The organism is Arthrobacter sp. 2RAF6 (genome assembly GCF_052115205.1).
GTDB lineage: Bacteria > Actinomycetota > Actinomycetes > Actinomycetales > Micrococcaceae > Arthrobacter.
Genome location: NZ_JBFRGF010000007.1, coordinates 96,142 through 112,379, shown reverse-complemented (window position 1 = coordinate 112,379; position 16,238 = coordinate 96,142). Strand labels below are relative to the sequence as shown.

The following is a 16,238-nucleotide window of genomic DNA, read 5'->3' as shown; positions in this document are numbered from 1 at the left end:
GGATGCCGACGGCTGATCGCCAGCGTGCGCGGCGGCCTTGCGCACCTGTCAGTGCAGTCGCTGCTGCCAGTCAGCCGGGACACGTGAGGCTGGGCCCGGAACAGTTTGGTCGAGCGGGTGATGCGCCGGGGGTTCGAGTTCCGGACCGGCGAAAAATGCTGAGTCGGGATAGTTGAAGAACCAGTCCTCGCCGGGTTCGTAGCTGCGGATGACCGGGTGGCCGCTGGACTGCGCGTGGGCTGTGGCGTGTTGCCCCGGCGAGTTGTCGCAACAGCCGATGTGCCCGCACTCGGCGCACCGCCGCAGATGCAGCCACCAGCCTCCGTTGGCCTCGCATTCAACGCAGCCCGGTCCGCTGGGTGGAATCGAAACGTCGATTCCTTGATTTGCATTCATTGTGGCTTTCCCTCGTATTGGAGTGCCTTTAGAGCACCCACTACTTTACGCCCCGGCTATTTCACGCCGAAGGAATGTTGGCCTCATCGTCCGCGCCGCCAACGGGCTGGATCCGCCTCCAGCGCTGCGCGGTCCCATTGTCCCGTCTCCGCGGCCGCCACATAGGTGGATTGCAGGAACCGCAGGAGCATCTTGTCGGGGTCCGACGCCGTGCGGACGTTTTCATACGGGAGGACGTAGAGCCTGCCGTCTTTGTTGTAGGCGGCCCCGTCTACGTCGTTCACATATTCGGCGTAGCCGGCGGGCTCGGGATAGGAGTAGGCATAGAAGGCTCCTTCGTCCCCTCCCCCGGGCCAAAACCCGCAGCTGCTGAGCTCGTGGGAGTAACCCTCCACCATCACCCAGTCGGCGCAGTTCGGGACTCCTCCCGGGTGGGTGGGCGCGTCCCGTCCGGAGAAGCGGGAGTACGCCAGGTCCATGCTGCCCCAGAAGAAGTGCACGGGACTCGCCTTTCCCCTGAAACGGGACCTGAATTCGTTCAGGACCCGGTCCGACTGGACCAATTGCCGCCAAAACAGCCCGATAGGCTCCGGGTCGTAGGAGGCGTGCTGATGGTCCTCGACAAAGGGTATGGCCGGGTCCACCTCGTTCGGAACGCCGCGGATCGACGCCTCGATACCGAGCCTGCCCAAGGCTTCGAATACCTCGGAATGGAATTCGGCCACCGACTTGGCTCCGAGAACGACGAACGCTGAAGTTCCGTTGCTGGAGCGTATGTGCAGCCGGTGTGCAAGGAAATCGAATTCGATGTCGTAGGCACCGCGGGCATACGGGATCATTGATGTCGTCAGCCCGCGCGGCGTGACGTACAGCGTCACCTGCCACCAGTGGTTCAGCATCGGGGTGTGCGCCATGCGGATTTTTCCGATGATCTGGGTCCACATGTGCACGGTCTCCCGGGTCGGGGTCCAATCATCAACCCGAAGCCGGGGCCATCCAGGGTGAGCCATCTGGCCTCCAAACTGGTCCATCGCGGGTCCTTCCGGCGTCGCGGCCAGTCGGCAACGGCGCCTCGTCCATAGTCTCCGTGGCGACAATTCTGCCACCTTTACCGCCGGAACCGCCTGGGTCCCGTCCCGGTGAGGAGGCGCGTAGGCTCGGCGCTATGCGAATCAATGCTTCATCCGACCGTGTCCGACGACTGGGTGGCTGGCTGCCCGAGCGACAAGACGACCTTGAGGAATGGATTGCCGGTTACCGGGAACGGGTGGAGGCGCGGGGCGGGGATGCTCCTCTGCATCCCGTGATCGTGGAGTTCAAGGAACTGATCGCCAGCGATCCTGTTGTCCGCCTCTATATGACCGAGATGATCGAGCAGGTTCCGAAGTCGAAGCCTTACCGCAAACGGCACCTCACGAGCGTTGACCAGATGCTCCGGCTGATCAACGAGGTCCTGACGACTGCCCCGGAGTTCAGCGAAGGCGGCATGGTCACCACGCCGTTGACAGCGATCCTAGATTGGACCATGGGAACCGAAGCCGGGTTCGCGGCCCACCGCGATCCCCGGGTCGTTGCCATGTTCGCAAGATACTGAACGCTTGGTGCGTGTTCCTGAGCAGCGAGGACTCCCTGTATGTGCTCAACGGCTCGCCGTCGGGGTGGATGTCGCAGAAGGCGCGGCAGGTCGTCGGGATGGACGACTATCAACACGATGCCCTCGCCGAGCACTGGGGCTTCACCTCGTGGAACGATTTCTTCACCCGCCGGCTCACATCCACCTCCAGACCCGTCGCCGCACCCGAGGACGACAAAGTCATCGTCAGTGCCTGCGAGTCGACCCCATACAAGATAAGCTCCGACGTTCAACGCCAGAGCCGGTTCTGGGTCAAGAACCAGCCCCACTGCCTCGAGGACCCGCTCGCCCGGGACGAGGCGGTGGAACACTTTGTCGGCGGAACTGTGTACCAGGCGTTCCTGAGCGCGCTCAACTATCACCGATGGCACGCTCCCGTCGCCGGAACGATCGTGCGGGCGTACCTCAAGGACGGCACGTACTTCTCCGAGGCAGACTCCTAGGTGGCTAACGCCGTCGAGCCGACCCTCTCGCAGTCATATCTGACCCATGTCGCGGCCCGCGCGATCATCCTGATCCAGGCCGACGACCCCGTCATCGGCCTCATGGCGGTGATCCCCGTGGGCATGGTCGAGGTCTCGTCCTGCGTCATCGATCCCGAGATAGTCCCGGGCCACCATGTGAACAAGGGCGACGAGCTGGGGTACTTCCAGTTCGGCGGCTCGACCGAGTGCCTGTCTTCCGCCCCGGTGTTATCGACCAGTTCGCTCTCATCGCTATCCCCCAACCGCAGGATCCGAACGCACCCCTCGTGCGGGTCCGGTCGAAGCTTGCGACCGCCAAGTCCTGAGGACGACGGTTGGTGGGGAATTGCTATGGGGTGCCCGGATCGGCTTTGGGTCGACCTCCCGGAGTCCTCCGATGGAGCAGAGTCAACGCCCGCGTAGGCGATATGTCCACCCGGGCGACGAGGAGCGCTGTCAGCAAGGCTGCGGCAACGTGGGTGTCCAGCATCAAATCCGGTGAGTGCCCGGACGCAAGCGATGGAATCGCGGTCAGCTGCCCAGGCTGCAATCCCGTCGCTGCATGCTGATGTTGGGCAGGCGCGACAACCGAAAAGGTCCCGGAAAGCCGTTCAAAGGCCAGATGCAGAACCTGCTGGGCCACGCCGCAGAGAACGAGCAATAACCAATTCGGTAGGTTTATCCGGGCGAGCAGCGAAGCGCACATACTCACCAGAGCCGTCAGCGCCATCAGCACCGGAACACCGGGAGACGCGCCGCCCGAGACCAGGTGGGCGACCAGGCCCAGCCCGACCGCCACCGGCCCGACTTCCCACCCCGGAAACCTCGGACGTCGACCGGATCTCTGCTCATCCACGCTGCTCACTCCCTTCCATCGTTGGACGGGTTCTGCTCTCCTTCATCGTGCCGCCGTTTCGCACCTGAAGGAAGACGGTCCAGGGATCTTTCAACCCGGTTTCCGGCTGCGCTACCGATGCAGCCACGACTGAGATAGCCAGGGACCTGATTCCGCCAACGAACGCTAATGGCTCGCTTGAGGAAACGGGCCGGCGCCTGCTTGATGGCAACGAGCGCTTCATCGTGTGAGATTCGCTGCATCCGAACCAGAACGCCTCCCGGCGCAATGAGCTGGTGACCACCCAAAATCCGTTCGCAGTCGTCTTTGGTGCGCGGACTCCCGACTCGCCGCAGAGATCATCTTCGACGTCGGCCTCGGCGACGTCTTCGTGGTGCGCACAGCCGGGCACGTGATCGACGACGCGGTTCTCGGCTCGCTCGAGTACGCAATCCCGGTACTCCGTGTCCCGCTGATCGTCGTCCTCGGACACGACTCGGCTTCACCGTCCTGGCATTTCCTTGCAACCAGTTCAACGGGCAAGAGCCCGGTACCGCCGAGGAGGTAAGTTGGCCTGTCCCGTCCTTAACCCCGTGCGGTGCTTGCCACCCGGCAAAATGTGACACTATTTGCTCCATGGTTCGTAAAGTTGCATACCAAGGAGAGCCCGGCGCTAACTCCAACATCGCCTGCCTGCAGATGTTCCCCGACATGGAGCCAGTGCCGTGCCCCAGCTTCGAAGATGCTTTCGAACTAGTGAAATCCGGCGATGCGGATCTCGCCATGATTCCGATTGAAAACTCCATCGCAGGGCGGGTTGCGGATATCCATGTCCTCCTGCCTGAATCCGGATTGCAGATTGTGGGCGAGCATTTTCTCAGGATCCGATTCCACTTGCTGGGCATACCCGGAAGCACCCTCGAGCAGGCGCAAGAAGTGCACAGCCACGTTCATGCCCTCGGCCAGTGCAGGAAGCTGATCCGGACACTCGGGCTGAAACCAGTTGTCGCGGGCGACACGGCTGGTTCCGCACGGGAGGTCCGCGACTGGAATGACGCTTCCAAGGTCTCGCTGGCGCCTCCGCTGGCCGCCGAGATGTACGGGCTGGATGTCTTGGCAGAAGACGTCGAGGACGACGCCACCAACACGACCCGGTTTGTCGCCCTGTCCAGGGAGCGGCAGCAGCACACCCGGGACGAGTTGCCCGGGCCTGTGATTACCAGCTTCGTATTCCGGGTTCGGAACGTCCCCTCGGCCCTATACAAAGCTCTGGGTGGTTTTGCAACGAACGGTGTGAATATGACGCGCCTGGAAAGCTACATGGTGGGTAACGAGTTTGCTGCGACCACGTTCATGGCGGATGTTGAAGGGCACCCATCCGACACCCCTGTGCGCCTTGCGCTCGAGGAGCTGGAATTCTTCACCGATGAGGTCAGGGTTCTCGGCGTATATGCTGCTGCTCCTTACCGAAGCCTGGGCTTCACCGATTCCGTCAATCCAGGCACAACGCCTGCTGGCACCCCAAAGCCCACTTTGTCGCTTTGAGTTGCTGCAGTTCGCCATTCTGGCATTCGCCGCGTGGGTCATCGCGCTCGGGGCGAAGCACGGCGAGATGCAGCGGCCCAAAAAGCGTTTTCAAGGGCCAGCGCTGACGTCTGGCTGCGTGTAGATTCAAACGCGGGAGAGTGCGAGTATTCCAGCCGCGATCCGCACGGGCGCGCCCTGCTGGACGACCTGCGGTTTGCCTCGTATCTCAAGGAAGCGTCCCTCCGGAGCGGGCGTAATCGGTGAACATGATGGCATTGCCCGAGGGGCTTTCCAGCAGGGAATCAAGTCCCAATGCGAGGGACTGCCGGAACAGGGTCCGGCGCTCCGAATCCACCACCGGACCGATGAGCACAACATGGGAGACGAGCTCAGGGCGCCGGACGGCCGGTTCTGTGGCGAATTGCTTCCCCATCGAATGCCGACCACGACGACGGGACCGGCGCCTATCGCTTGGCGTCCCGGCTATGATTTCGACGTACTCGGCCACGGAAATCTGCCGGTCGGGTTTGGGGGTCCCTCCGAAGCCGGGTAGATCGATGGAGTGAGTGTCTCCCTGTCCGGCCAGGACCGTCTGAAGCCTGCGGTGGTAGCAGCGGGACATTCCGATGCCGTGCAGCAGTACGAAAACCGGCTTCACGGATCTGGACGGAGTGCCGGCCAGGGAATATGCATGCGACATCAGCGAGACCAAGGAGACGGTCCGGACCGTCATTTTCGGCCTGGCACCCGCCCGGCGGCTGTTATGGTTACGGGCTTTGCGCTCGGGTGTCATTGCCCGGATACTTTCAGGCACCATCGGTTCTGCTTGCGACTATGGGTTTCCCGGGTGGCGCTGTCTCTATCCCACGGTGGCGAGGGCGTCGCCGACCGAAGGGCCCCCGCTCGTAGAGCCTGCTATTGATGCCGCCGGACGTAAGATTCCGGATCCAGGTCGTGGCCAGTGATCCCTCCCGCATGGCCCGCTTCGAAGCCTCTTCCTTTCAGCACCGTTCAGATAATCCTGACTGCACGCCAGGAAAGGTCAGGAATTCCTTGGATGGGCCAGACGGAACGACGTCACGCACCCATTTCAGTAAGTATGCTTATTATATTCTATTGCGCCCGAAACTCCCGGCCTAACCTGCGGGGAAATCGGCGCAGCCAAGCAGCACAACCGGGACGCGGGCTACCCGGACCGGGCACCGACTCCCCAGGACCGGGCACGGATTCAATCGCATGCAAGGTCTCTTGGATCCGGCCAGGCGATGCTTGATAAGCAGGACCCGAGCAACAAATCGACAAAGGGATGACCATCATGACCTCGAACCAGGCGACACCCGAAATACCCGATCCGCAGCCCGACGGTTCCCCGCCCTCTGCAACCACCTCCCTGCCAACCGGCGCACCGCTGGGCGCTTACGCTGCCCCAAAGCCTAGAACCACCCGTGCCGGAGTTGTTTGGGCCGCAGTCGTCGTTGCCTTGCTCGCGCTGATATTGCTGATCATCTTCATCCTGCAGAACCAGCAGCCGGTCAACGTCTTTTTCCTCGGGCTAGCGGGCACGGTCTCCTTGGGCATGGCGTTGTTCATTGCCGCAGTCGCCGGAGGCGTTCTGGTAGCCGCAGCTGGTGCAGCAAGGATCATTCAGCTCCGGTCAGACGCCCGCAAAATACGAAGAACACAGCACAAGTCGAATTCAGCCTGAGTCCCGGCGCACGATCAGGTGAGTCCTCATCCGCGTTGCTTCAAGCACGCGGGCGGGCCAATCGCTTGACGCCGCGCCTCTCCCGTCGGGACCGCTCCCAGCTCAGGCCCGAGAGTACCTTTGTTTCCACTGCTCGCCACCATCAGGCCCGGACGCAGAGGTAAAGTGGATTCCGGATGAATTGAGGATAAGGGTGGCAGAAGACCAGCCGTTGGATCAGGCCCATGATCCCTCCCACGAGCTTGCCGGTGCCCGGGTTCAGCGGGTGTTCTACATCATCAATGCCGGGCCGTTCGTTTCATCTCCGGAATTCAGCACCAGAGACCTGGCCGTGGCGTATGCACGTGAACGAAGTGCGTCCGGTGAGTTCGGGGACGTGGTTCCCGCGGCGGTTGAGGTCGAAGTCCGTGCCGAATACCGGCTCAGCTCCGGCCGGACCACCCAACGCTCAGTGGAAACATTTACTGTCACCGCCTGACGTCCCATGGCTGCGGTGCCCGGAAGACCCTGGCGATCCAATTGCTTTGGCGATGACCGGCTGAAATGTTCCCGCCCGCTATCCCTTCCTCTGGACGGGTGGGGCCAATCGCGCCTAGGCCGGTGGTGTTGCCCCGGACCCCGGCAGCGCGCTATCAGCGCATCCGAGGGGGCAACCATTTGCCCTTGACCAACCAGCCTTCACCGTCCGTGCCCGCGTTCACGATGCCGCCCCGACCTGCTCCGCCCGGGAGCCGGATCAACAAGGTCACGAGCAGCTATGCGGGCCTCCTGAAAACCGTTCGGGACGCCGGGATGCTCCGGCGGTGCCAACGCTACTACCTCGTCCTGTTGACGATCCTGGTCGTGATGGGGACCGGGATCTGGGTGGTTTTCTTCCTCTTAGGAGACTCCTGGCTTCAGCTGGCGGTGGCAGGCGCCTCCGGCGTCGTCTTCACGCACCAAGGCTACCTGCTCTTCCCTCTGCTCTTGTTCCTCGGATGGACGCTGCATATTGACTCGTTGAAGTATTTGCTCCGGCGTGCGCCGGTGAAGTACCGGTGGCTTGAAATGGCCATGCTGGTTCTGCGCTCCGGTGCCTACGTCGGCCTGCTTTTCCTCGTCCTCTCCCCCGCCATCGCCGTCGCATTCATCGCCGTGCAGATCGCCCGGCCTTAACCACCAGATAGAACACCACTTGCTCCCGGATATGCCCCGTCCGCACCTGAGAGAAGTCCGCCAACGGGTCAAGGCCCACTGTGACGCCGAGGGGATCGCCCACACCGAAACGGGGCTGCTGCGCTCGTACGCAATAGTGATCCGCTACCTCAACAAGGTTGGACTCACGGCAGCGGACCCGTTCACCTGTCCCCTCGCGGACCAAAACCGGCGATAACCGCCGCACACGCGGACCGGATGAACCCCTGACGCCGAGCCCCCAGGAAGACCACGACGCTTGCCGTCGTTTCCGGTCCCAGACGGTCCAGGCGATGAGGGCGGCGAAAACGATCAGAAAGCCTGGTCAACGGGCACCGCAAACGGCGCAGCGGCCAGGGGTCGCAGCCAAAGGGGATTGCCTCTCGCCGCGGAAGGCGGCGAGACCTACTGTGGAGCTATGGACGCCACAGCAGCTCATGCCTTTGCGATTCCGCCGGTATCAGCTCACCGCCCTACGACTGCCGTTGAAGACATCGTCACCCTCGCGGCCGGCGTTTGGCTCCTCACCGGAACCTATGTTGACGGCTGGGCTCACAACAACCTCCGTGACCTCGAGACGTTCTTCACTCCGTGGCACGCGATCCTCTACTCGGGCTTCGCTGCCTGCGCCGCCTGGATCGCCGCCCTGACCTGGCGCCGGCACGCCCCCGGCGCGCGGTGGACGGAAGCGATCCCCGCCGGCTACGGGACCGCGGCGGCCGGGGTCCTCCTCTTCCTCGTCTCCGGGGCGGCCGACTTCGCCTGGCATTCGGTATTCGGCATTGAACAGGGCCTCAAAGCGCTATTCAGCCCGTCCCATCTGGGGCTCGCGACCGGCGGCTTCCTCATCCTCAGCGCGCCCTTCTCCTCAGCATGGCACTCACCCCAGCGGTCATGGCCGCAGCTGATGCCCGCCATCGTGAGCGCCATGCTCTCCGGTATGGTTGCGGCGTTCATCCTGCAGGAGTTCGCGGTTTTCGCGCGCCATGGACTCATCCAGACATACACCGGCGGTGGCGGGGCGCAGCCCGCGGTGACGATTCCGACGTCGTCAAGCATCATGGTCTCTTTGGCGTCGTTCTTCGTCTCGACGGCGGTGCTCTTCGTGCCCGTCCTCTTGCTGTCGCTGCGCTGGCGCCTGCACGCCGCGGTGCCCGCGGCCATGGCACTGCTCCCCTCCGTATCCCTGCAGATCATGGTCGCGTTGCGGGACGCCTGGCTCTTGTCGGTGGCCCTTTTCGGTGCCGTCCTCGTCGGAGTGCTTTGGGCGGTGGTGCGACCCAAGCCGGACCGTCACGCAAGGCTCATGACCGCGATAGGCCTCTCCCCCGTCGTTTTCTGGGCCCCGTACTTCGCCGGTGTGGCGCTCCACGACGGGGCACTTAGCTTCTCACCTGAAATTTGGGGCGGGACGCTCGCATGGACCGGACTCGAAATGCTCGCCCTCGGCGCGCTCACGCTCAAGTTGCGAGCCACAGCAGGCACCAGCCCAGTTTCACCAGCCAGCTGACTTGTCAGCAGCGCCGATCATGTCGCAGGGCTTATGTCCCCTCACTGACGGAGTTCGAGAGCGTCGAGCAATCGTTTCACCGAGCCGCCGAGGTTCCAGTCGGTAGCGAGACGCTCGAGCTCAAGGCGCGGGTCCCCGACGACGGGGCGCAACCGCGCTCCGGCCTCTTCGAGAGTGGGCAGTGCGAGGCCGCGCGCGACGTTCACAACAACGGGAGCAACCGCCAGGTAGTCGGCGGAGGCGGCGAGTTTCGACCTTACGGGCACGGACAGCCCGCTGCCTGGATCGATCGCGGCCGCGAGCAACGCGTCGAGGGTGCCGTACGTCGCGAGCAACGACGCCGCGGTCTTTTCGCCTATCCCTGCGACGCCCGGCAGCCCGTCGGACGCGTCGCCGCGAAGCGTCGCGTAGTCGGCGTACTGTTCGGGCAGCACACGATACTTGCCGACGACGACGGCATCGGTCACGATCTCGAGGTTCTTCATGCCTTTCGCCGTGTAGATGACCCGGACATGGCGGGCGTCGTCGACCACCTGGAACAAATCGCGGTCGCCCGTCACGACGTCGACAGGAAGCTTCGCCTGGCTGGCGTAGCTGCCGATGACGTCGTCGGCTTCATGCGAGGCAGCCCCGACGACGGCGATGCCCGCGAGGCGGAGCACCTGCCGGATCATGGGAACCTGCGCCTGCAGCGCGTCCGGCACCACTTCGACGTCGGGAGCACCCACTAGCGCCTCGGCGACCCGATGCGACTTGTACGTCGGGATGAGGTCCACCCGCCACTGCGGACGCCAGTCGTCATCCCAGCACGCCACCAAGTGCGTCGCCCCATAGTCGGAGGTGAGCCGCGCGATCATGTCCAGCAGGCCGCGAACGGCGTTCACCGGAGTGCCGTCGGCGCGGCGGATCGAATCGGGCACGCCGAAGAAGGCGCGAAAGTACAGCGAGGCCGTATCTAAGAGCATCAGGCGCTGGGGCATAACCGATCCTTACATCCACGAACCCGCAAAGGGCAAGTGCTTTCCGGTGTACGGAGAAGCACCCGCCCCCTGCGACGACGTATTGCCTGGAGCCTAAGCCTTGGCTGCTGCTTTCTTGACGCGGCGAATCACCGCTGTGGATGCTGCGCTGGCGGCCAAAGCGCCTGCGCCGACCAGCGACCACATGACCAGGTTGGACTCGGCAACGGTGCTGGCCTCGCCGGTTCCGGTGCCAGCGGCGGTAACGCTGGAAACAGCCGCGAGACCGGAATTGCCCTTGCCGTTGCCTCCGCCGTGGTTGCCACCGCCGTCGTTGTTGCCTCCGCCATTGCCGGAATTCACAACCACGGCTGCCCAGCGCTTGTTGCCGGACGTGGCGCCGACAGCGCCGATCATGTAGTTGCCACCGTCTGTGAAGGTAATGGTGGTGGAGAAAGCGCCGGTACCGTCAGCGATGACACTGAAGTTGGACGGAGCGGGCCGCCCGCCGTCCGAAGCCTTCTTGCCGCCGGTCCGCTGGAACGTGATGTTGACGGTTTCGCCGGCTATATAGCCGCTGCCGGAGAATGTGGTGGATTCGCCGCGAGCTATGGTGCCGTCGGAAACGGTTCCGTACTCATTGCCCGGCGCCGGGTAGGTGGTGGCTGCCACGGCCGGAGCGGTGCCAGTCAGTGCGATTGTTCCTGCAAGTGCAAGCGCTGCAATAGACTTCTTCATTTGTCCCCCCTGAGACGAATTACGGAATGCACGTGGTGGGGATATGGATCCCCATGCGATGGCGTGCTGAAATCCCAAATGTCTAGCCAGCGACGACGGTATCATTCACAGCTGCTTAGGTCGATAACGTGGTCGGACAGTCGTCATTTTTTCTCTTTGACCGCTGCGTGTGTGGTTTCGGGTTGGGTGGCGGCCCAGCTGGCGAGGACTTTCAGGGCATCCTCGGACGGGGTCCCGGGGTCCGCCGTGTAGACGTTGATGCGCAGCCCCGGGTCGGCGGGGAGCTCCAGCGCTTCGAAGCTCAGGTCCAGGTCGCCGACGATCGGGTGGTGGAGGCGCTTGCGGCCGGCCCGGTGGTACTTCACGTCGTGACGGGCCCACCGGGTGCGGAACTCCTCGCTGCGGGTGGAGAGTTCACCGATCAGGTCCGTGAGGTCCTTGTCATACGGGTTTTTTCCGGCTGTGGAGCGCAGGACGGCGACGATGTCATCCGCTGCGCGTTCCCAGTCGGCAAAGAACTCCCGCGCTTTCGGGTTGAGGAAGGTGAAACGCGCGCTGTTCGGCGGGGTGGCCACCTCTGCCATCATGTCCAGATAGAGTGCACGGCCCAGTTCGTTGGCGGCGAGGACATCCCCGCGGTCGTTGCGGACCCAGGCCGGCGCGGCTGTGATCGCATCGATGACGCGTTGCACGCTCGGCCGCACGGTCTGCGGGCTGTGCCTGCGCCGCACCAGGGGCGAAGCGGAGGCTGCGCGGGCCAAGTCGAAAAGGTGGGCCGTTTCGGCGTCGTCGAGCTTCAATGCACGGCCGAGGGCTTCGAGGACACTATCCGAGGCGCCGGAGAGGTTTCCGCGCTCAAGGCGTATGTAGTAGTCGATGCTCATCCCCGCGAGCATCGCGACTTCCTCGCGGCGCAGCCCGGAAACCCGCCGGTTGCCGCCGTAGACCGGCAGCCCGGCCTCATCGGGGGTGATCCTTGCGCGGCGGGAGGTCAGGAACTTCCGCACGTCGTCGCTGTGTGTCATGGCATCCACGCTACGCGCGGTCGACGGGACGAGGGAGGCACTGGCGTTACCCGGAACGGCCGTGACTCCCGGCCCGCACAGAATCACGGTTGCATGGAAAGCATGAAACCTGCACCGGCAACAGCCTCCCACCCCGGAGCGATCCTGACGATCATCCTCCTCAGCTACTTCATGATCCTGCTGGACAACTCGGTCATCTTCACTGCCTTGCCGAGCCTGCAGGCGGATCTGCGGCTGAGTACCGGCGAGCTCTCCTGGGTCCAGGATGCGTACACGCTGGTCTTCGGCGGCCTGCTGCTCCTCGGAGCCCGGGCAGGAGACCTCCTCGGCCGCCGGCGGGTTTTCGTGTTCGGGCTTGTGGTGTTCTCGATCGCCTCGCTGCTGATCGGCGTCGCACCGGAGGGCTGGTGGGCGATCGCCGGCCGCGCCGTGCAGGGTATCGGGGCTGCGATCGTCGCGCCCGCCTCGCTCTCCCTGCTCACCGCGAGCTTCCCGGAGGGCCGAGAGCGCACCCGGGCCGTGGCTCTCTACGGCGCCACCGCAGGGATCGGCGCCAGCCTGGGGCTGGTCGTCGGCGGCGCCCTGGCCCACTGGATCTCCTGGCGGGCAGGGTTCTTCGTCAACGTGCCCATCGGCGCCGCGATGATCGCACTCGCTCCTCGGTTCATCCCGGAATCAGGCCGGACCCGCGGCCGCTTCGACGCATTCGGCGCGCTCAGCGCCACCTTCGGTGTCGGAGCTCTCGTGTTCGGCATCATCAATACCGCCGACGCCGGCTGGAACTCGCCGGTCACGGTCACAGCCGTCAGCGCCGGCGTCGTGCTCCTGCTCGTGTTCGTGCTGATCGAACGCACGGCGGCCCAGCCGATCATGCCGCTGCGCCTGTTCCGGAGCCGCCGCCGCACCGGCGCCTACCTCGCCCGCTTCCTCTACCTGGGGGCGATGATCGCGTTCTTCTTCTTTACCACCCAATTCATGCAGGAAGTACTCGGCTTCGACCCGTTGCAGGCCGGTCTCGGGTTCCTGCCCATGACGGCCGTGAACTTCGCCGTCGCGATGAGCATCCCCAGGCTCGTTGGCAAGATGCCGGGCTCGCTCCCGCTCCTCGCCGGGATACTGCTCACCCTCGCCGGGATGTTCTGGCTCAGCCGCGCCGGTATCGACTCCAGCTATCTCACCGGGGTGGCCCTGCCGATGATCCTCATCGGAGCCGGCCAGGGCCTCGCGTTTGCGCCCCTGACCTCCTTCGGCATCACAGGAGCCCCCGCGTCCGACGCCGGCGCGGCATCGGGCCTGGTGAACACCTTCCACCAGGTCGGCACCTGCCTCGGGCTCGGCATCGCGGTCGCCGCCGCAGCCACCGTCCCGATCACGGGTTCCGCCGTCGCGCACCTGGCGGCCCAGGTCAGCGCCGCCCTCACGACGGGCAGCATCCTCCTGCTCCTGGCCCTGACCGCCACAGCAGCCTTCATCCTGCCCGCCGACCTCGCGGCCCGCCGCACCAGGACCCCCCGGGAGCCCGGCCCTGCCCCGCAGCTCGAAGCCGCCCGCTGAACCTCCCGACCCCCGCTTCAAAGGGGGTACTGACATGCACTCCCACAACCCAGCACATCTGCATACCGTGAAAGGCATGGACATGGAACTAACACTCAACAACGGCGTCACAATGCCCGCCATCGGGCTCGGCGTCTTCCAAAGCGCCCCCGAGCAGACGACGGCGGCCGTTGAGGCCGCGCTTGCCGCCGGCTACCGGCACATCGACACCGCCGCCGCGTACGGCAACGAGCGGGAAGTCGGCGACGGCATCCGCCGCTCGAGCCTGGACCGCTCCGAAGTGTTCATCGAGACCAAGGTCTGGGTCAGCGACTATGGCTACGACCAGACGCTGCACGCCTGGGACAAAGCGACAGGCAAGCTCGGCGTCGACTACCTTGACCTGCTCATCCTGCACCAGCCCGCCCCCGACCGCTTCGAAAAAACGATTGCCGCATACAAAGCGCTGGAGACCCTGCTCGCCGACGGGCGGGTGCGGGCGATCGGCGTCAGCAACTTCATGCCGCACCACCTGGAGCAACTGCTCGACTCGACCGACATCGTCCCGGCCGTGAACCAGATCGAACTGCACCCCTACTTCACCCAGCCCGGCGTCCAGGCCGCCGACGCCGAACACGGGATCCTCACCCAGGCCTGGTCGCCCATCGGCGGGATCACCTTCTACCCCGGCTGGGGCCAGGAGCGGCGGAACGTCATGGAAGACCCGGCAATCGCCGCCATCGCACGGGCCTACGGCAAGAGTCCGGCCCAGGTCATGCTCCGGTGGCACCTGCACCAAGGCCGTTCAGCCATCCCGAAATCGACCAACCCGGCACGCATCGCCGAAAACTTCGACGTCTTCGACTTCGAACTCAGTGCCGCCGAGCTCGCCGCCATCGACGCTCTCGACACCGGCAACCGCAACGGTCCTGACCCGGACGAAGCCCGGCCGGAGCGCTTCGCCATGGTCATTCCCGAAGCCTAAGACCCCAAGACCTAAGACAGAGAGAAGACCCACCATGGAATACCGTCCCGTCGACGTCCTGGACCGCACCGACCAGCTCGTCGCACCAGGCGTTACCGTCAACCCCGATGACAACAGTTACGGAGCCCACGAACTGACACCGCTGGCACGACGACGGTGACCGACATGACCCAGCAGGTTTGTAGAAACGGCTGATTCCGAGGCGGCCGAGAAGGGGCCGAACTGTCCTTCAACGGCCCACCGGGGATCCAAGAATTCACCTGCGGCCCATCACGCATGGCGGCATGACGGCTGTTCCTGTCACGCGGCGGCCGGGTGGTTTGCAGGCCTTCAAGATGGTGCTCACCGGTGATGCCCGTGGACCCGAGCCCGATCCTCGAGTTCACGAAGGCTACGAATGGCTCTACATCCTCAACGGACGGCTGCGCCTGGTGCCGGGCGACAAGGACTTTGAACTCCGCCCCGGCGAAGCCGCGGAATTCGACACCCACACACCGCACTGGTTCGCCAGCACCGACGGAAAACCCGTCGAATTCATCAGCCTGTTTGGACAGCCGGGCGAGCGGATGCACGTACGCGCCCGCCCCAAGCCCTCATAACCTTCATTGCCCTCAGGCGGTGCGTACTTGCCCGGTGGTGATGGGCGACGGCCGGAAACCCTTGACCGCCATCCACACGCCCAGCGACAACTCCCAAACGAAGATCGGCAAGGTTGCGAGCCCCGACCAAACCGAGATCCCCTGGTTGAGACCGAACATCGTTGAGATCGTCGACGAAAGCAGCAGCGGGCCGCCGATCAGTCCAAGAAGAGGAATCACACGCGGCACGAGCCCCGAACGGTACATCAGGTACCCCAGCAGCAGCCCGCTCACCCCCGGAACCAAGCTCGGCCCGAGAATGAACGTCCAGTCGCGGACCGCCACGAGCGCCTGGCCCACGGGAACCAAGGCCGGATCCGCTCCGCCCTTCTGGCGCAAAGTGACCACAGCCAGGAGACTGACGACGCCGATCACGATGACCGCGGCTTCAAACATCCGCGCAGTGACGAAGCCGAGCGCGATGCCCTCGTTCTGCCGTTTGACGACAGGAAACAGTGCCACGGCGGTGCCCACGGCGGAAACCGCGTTGACGAGATCGAGGAGGCAGCCGAAGATGACGGTCGAGTCGGCGCCGGGGCCCGTGATGTAGTGCGGATCGCTCAGGACGGGGGAAATCAGGAACAGCGCCGGGATCGAGCTGACGAAGGTGACCAGGTACAGGATGCCTGCGACCATCGCGGTCTTCCGCAGCGGGTCCACCCGGACACGCTCAGTTGTTGGGGTATGGGTTGTGGTTTTCATGGTGTGGTCCTTCTTGGGGATGAAGATGCGAGTGTTCGACGCCGGCTGGCTGGGTTGCGTGGTTCCGGTTTGGGTGATTGCCAAGAGCGGTAGTGCCAAGTCCCGAAGCTTTTGCAGCAGACCGTGAAGCGCGGCTTGGTCGACGTTCCGGGTGCGGATGACGGTGGTTCCGTCGTATTCGTTGGTGAGGCTCAGTCCTTCGAACCAAGCGACCCAACGGGAATCAAGATGGCCTTTGACGCGCACTTCGTACTCGACCGAAATGTCTTCCCGGCCTACCGATCTCGCGTTCATTGCCCCTCCTTCTGCCTTCTGCCTTGGTGGAATTCAGCCGCCTTCGCGGATGACTTCCTTTAGCTCTGAAGGTAGAAGGAGATGTGGTGAGCGGGGATCACCACATCTGGTGATTGATGTG

At 64.2% G+C, this 16,238-nt stretch carries 16 protein-coding genes and 2 pseudogenes; 11 read left to right on the top strand and 7 right to left on the bottom strand.

Going from position 1 to position 16,238, the window contains the following annotated elements:
* Window positions 1-48: 48 nt before the first annotated feature.
* Both AB4Z38_RS07830 and AB4Z38_RS07825 read right to left on the bottom strand, forming a co-directional pair.
* Window positions 49-396, bottom strand: coding sequence for a UBP-type zinc finger domain-containing protein (locus AB4Z38_RS07830; protein WP_441429207.1), 348 nt, complete (start codon window positions 394-396; stop codon window positions 49-51).
* A gap of 83 nt (window positions 397-479) precedes the next feature.
* Window positions 480-1,427 (bottom strand): DUF5996 family protein, encoded by a 948-nt coding sequence (locus tag AB4Z38_RS07825; RefSeq protein WP_441429206.1) that lies wholly within the window; start codon window positions 1,425-1,427, stop codon window positions 480-482.
* Window positions 1,428-1,561: 134 nt separating this feature from the next.
* On the opposite strand from AB4Z38_RS07825, the pseudogene AB4Z38_RS07820 reads away from it, so the two are divergent.
* The 3 genes and pseudogenes from AB4Z38_RS07820 (at window position 1,562) to AB4Z38_RS07810 (ending at window position 4,873) form a co-directional block, all read left to right on the top strand.
* Window positions 1,562-2,916: pseudogene (locus AB4Z38_RS07820) on the top strand (phosphatidylserine decarboxylase family protein).
* Between the two features lie 582 nt (window positions 2,917-3,498).
* A pseudogene (locus tag AB4Z38_RS07815) lies at window positions 3,499-3,878 on the top strand (carbonic anhydrase); the annotation flags it as partial.
* 86 nt (window positions 3,879-3,964) lie between these two features.
* The gene (locus AB4Z38_RS07810; protein WP_441429205.1) at window positions 3,965-4,873 is read left to right on the top strand and encodes a prephenate dehydratase; all 909 of its coding nucleotides are present in this window, start codon (window positions 3,965-3,967) and stop codon (window positions 4,871-4,873) included.
* Between the two features lie 208 nt (window positions 4,874-5,081).
* Here AB4Z38_RS07810 and AB4Z38_RS07805 read toward each other — a convergent pair whose 3' ends face one another.
* Window positions 5,082-5,648 carry an alpha/beta fold hydrolase gene (locus AB4Z38_RS07805; protein WP_441429204.1) on the bottom strand — a complete coding sequence of 189 codons (567 nt, stop codon included), beginning with the start codon at window positions 5,646-5,648 and terminating at the stop codon, window positions 5,082-5,084.
* Window positions 5,649-6,170: 522 nt separating this feature from the next.
* On the opposite strand from AB4Z38_RS07805, the gene AB4Z38_RS07800 reads away from it, so the two are divergent.
* The 4 genes from AB4Z38_RS07800 (at window position 6,171) to AB4Z38_RS07785 (ending at window position 9,243) form a co-directional block, all read left to right on the top strand.
* Window positions 6,171-6,560, top strand: coding sequence for a lipopolysaccharide assembly protein LapA domain-containing protein (locus tag AB4Z38_RS07800; protein ID WP_441429203.1), 390 nt, complete (start codon window positions 6,171-6,173; stop codon window positions 6,558-6,560).
* A 193-nt stretch (window positions 6,561-6,753) separates the two neighbouring features.
* Entirely contained in the window at window positions 6,754-7,038 is a 285-nt protein-coding gene (locus AB4Z38_RS07795) for a hypothetical protein (protein ID WP_441429202.1), read from the top strand.
* A 185-nt stretch (window positions 7,039-7,223) separates the two neighbouring features.
* Entirely contained in the window at window positions 7,224-7,715 is a 492-nt protein-coding gene (locus AB4Z38_RS07790; RefSeq protein ID WP_441429201.1) for a hypothetical protein, read from the top strand.
* Window positions 7,716-8,151: 436 nt separating this feature from the next.
* The gene (locus AB4Z38_RS07785) at window positions 8,152-9,243 is read left to right on the top strand and encodes a hypothetical protein (protein WP_441429200.1); all 1,092 of its coding nucleotides are present in this window, start codon (window positions 8,152-8,154) and stop codon (window positions 9,241-9,243) included.
* Between the two features lie 41 nt (window positions 9,244-9,284).
* On the opposite strand, the gene AB4Z38_RS07780 is transcribed toward AB4Z38_RS07785, so the two are convergent.
* The 3 genes from AB4Z38_RS07780 to AB4Z38_RS07770 all read right to left on the bottom strand — a co-directional run bounded on the left by AB4Z38_RS07780 (window position 9,285) and on the right by AB4Z38_RS07770 (window position 11,965).
* Window positions 9,285-10,223, bottom strand: a complete 939-nt coding sequence (locus tag AB4Z38_RS07780; RefSeq protein ID WP_441429199.1) for a 5'-3' exonuclease — start codon at window positions 10,221-10,223, stop codon at window positions 9,285-9,287.
* Window positions 10,224-10,316: 93 nt separating this feature from the next.
* Complete coding sequence (locus AB4Z38_RS07775; RefSeq protein WP_441429198.1) at window positions 10,317-10,940, bottom strand: hypothetical protein; 624 nt, start codon at window positions 10,938-10,940, stop codon at window positions 10,317-10,319.
* A gap of 143 nt (window positions 10,941-11,083) precedes the next feature.
* Window positions 11,084-11,965: a helix-turn-helix transcriptional regulator gene (locus AB4Z38_RS07770; RefSeq protein WP_441429197.1), complete on the bottom strand. Its 882-nt coding sequence runs from the start codon at window positions 11,963-11,965 to the stop codon at window positions 11,084-11,086.
* Between the two features lie 93 nt (window positions 11,966-12,058).
* On the opposite strand from AB4Z38_RS07770, the gene AB4Z38_RS07765 reads away from it, so the two are divergent.
* From AB4Z38_RS07765 to AB4Z38_RS07750, 4 genes are all read left to right on the top strand, one after another.
* Window positions 12,059-13,519 (top strand): MFS transporter, encoded by a 1,461-nt coding sequence (locus AB4Z38_RS07765; protein WP_441429196.1) that lies wholly within the window; start codon window positions 12,059-12,061, stop codon window positions 13,517-13,519.
* Window positions 13,520-13,601: 82 nt separating this feature from the next.
* Complete coding sequence (locus AB4Z38_RS07760) at window positions 13,602-14,483, top strand: aldo/keto reductase (protein ID WP_441429195.1); 882 nt, start codon at window positions 13,602-13,604, stop codon at window positions 14,481-14,483.
* Window positions 14,484-14,517: 34 nt separating this feature from the next.
* Window positions 14,518-14,643 carry a hypothetical protein gene (locus AB4Z38_RS07755; RefSeq protein WP_441429194.1) on the top strand — a complete coding sequence of 42 codons (126 nt, stop codon included), beginning with the start codon at window positions 14,518-14,520 and terminating at the stop codon, window positions 14,641-14,643.
* A gap of 124 nt (window positions 14,644-14,767) precedes the next feature.
* Entirely contained in the window at window positions 14,768-15,082 is a 315-nt protein-coding gene (locus AB4Z38_RS07750; protein WP_441429193.1) for a cupin domain-containing protein, read from the top strand.
* A 12-nt stretch (window positions 15,083-15,094) separates the two neighbouring features.
* On the opposite strand, the gene AB4Z38_RS07745 is transcribed toward AB4Z38_RS07750, so the two are convergent.
* Entirely contained in the window at window positions 15,095-16,117 is a 1,023-nt protein-coding gene (locus AB4Z38_RS07745; RefSeq protein WP_441429192.1) for a DUF4386 domain-containing protein, read from the bottom strand.
* Window positions 16,118-16,238: the final 121 nt, after the last annotated feature.

What these genes read in the sequence shown, in the direction of transcription:
- AB4Z38_RS07830 (WP_441429207.1), bottom strand. Translation starts at nt 396, where the DNA reads ATGAATGCAAATCAAGGAATCGACGTTTCGATTCCACCCAGCGGACCG.
- AB4Z38_RS07825 (WP_441429206.1), bottom strand. Translation starts at nt 1,427, where the DNA reads ATGGACCAGTTTGGAGGCCAGATGGCTCACCCTGGATGGCCCCGGCTT.
- AB4Z38_RS07810 (WP_441429205.1), top strand. Translation starts at nt 3,965, where the DNA reads ATGGTTCGTAAAGTTGCATACCAAGGAGAGCCCGGCGCTAACTCCAAC.
- AB4Z38_RS07805 (WP_441429204.1), bottom strand. Translation starts at nt 5,648, where the DNA reads ATGACACCCGAGCGCAAAGCCCGTAACCATAACAGCCGCCGGGCGGGT.
- AB4Z38_RS07800 (WP_441429203.1), top strand. Translation starts at nt 6,171, where the DNA reads ATGACCTCGAACCAGGCGACACCCGAAATACCCGATCCGCAGCCCGAC.
- AB4Z38_RS07785 (WP_441429200.1), top strand. Translation starts at nt 8,152, where the DNA reads ATGGACGCCACAGCAGCTCATGCCTTTGCGATTCCGCCGGTATCAGCT.
- AB4Z38_RS07780 (WP_441429199.1), bottom strand. Translation starts at nt 10,223, where the DNA reads ATGCCCCAGCGCCTGATGCTCTTAGATACGGCCTCGCTGTACTTTCGC.
- AB4Z38_RS07775 (WP_441429198.1), bottom strand. Translation starts at nt 10,940, where the DNA reads ATGAAGAAGTCTATTGCAGCGCTTGCACTTGCAGGAACAATCGCACTG.
- AB4Z38_RS07770 (WP_441429197.1), bottom strand. Translation starts at nt 11,965, where the DNA reads ATGACACACAGCGACGACGTGCGGAAGTTCCTGACCTCCCGCCGCGCA.
- AB4Z38_RS07765 (WP_441429196.1), top strand. Translation starts at nt 12,059, where the DNA reads ATGGAAAGCATGAAACCTGCACCGGCAACAGCCTCCCACCCCGGAGCG.
- AB4Z38_RS07760 (WP_441429195.1), top strand. Translation starts at nt 13,602, where the DNA reads ATGGAACTAACACTCAACAACGGCGTCACAATGCCCGCCATCGGGCTC.
- AB4Z38_RS07755 (WP_441429194.1), top strand. Translation starts at nt 14,518, where the DNA reads ATGGAATACCGTCCCGTCGACGTCCTGGACCGCACCGACCAGCTCGTC.
- AB4Z38_RS07750 (WP_441429193.1), top strand. Translation starts at nt 14,768, where the DNA reads ATGACGGCTGTTCCTGTCACGCGGCGGCCGGGTGGTTTGCAGGCCTTC.
- AB4Z38_RS07745 (WP_441429192.1), bottom strand. Translation starts at nt 16,117, where the DNA reads ATGAACGCGAGATCGGTAGGCCGGGAAGACATTTCGGTCGAGTACGAA.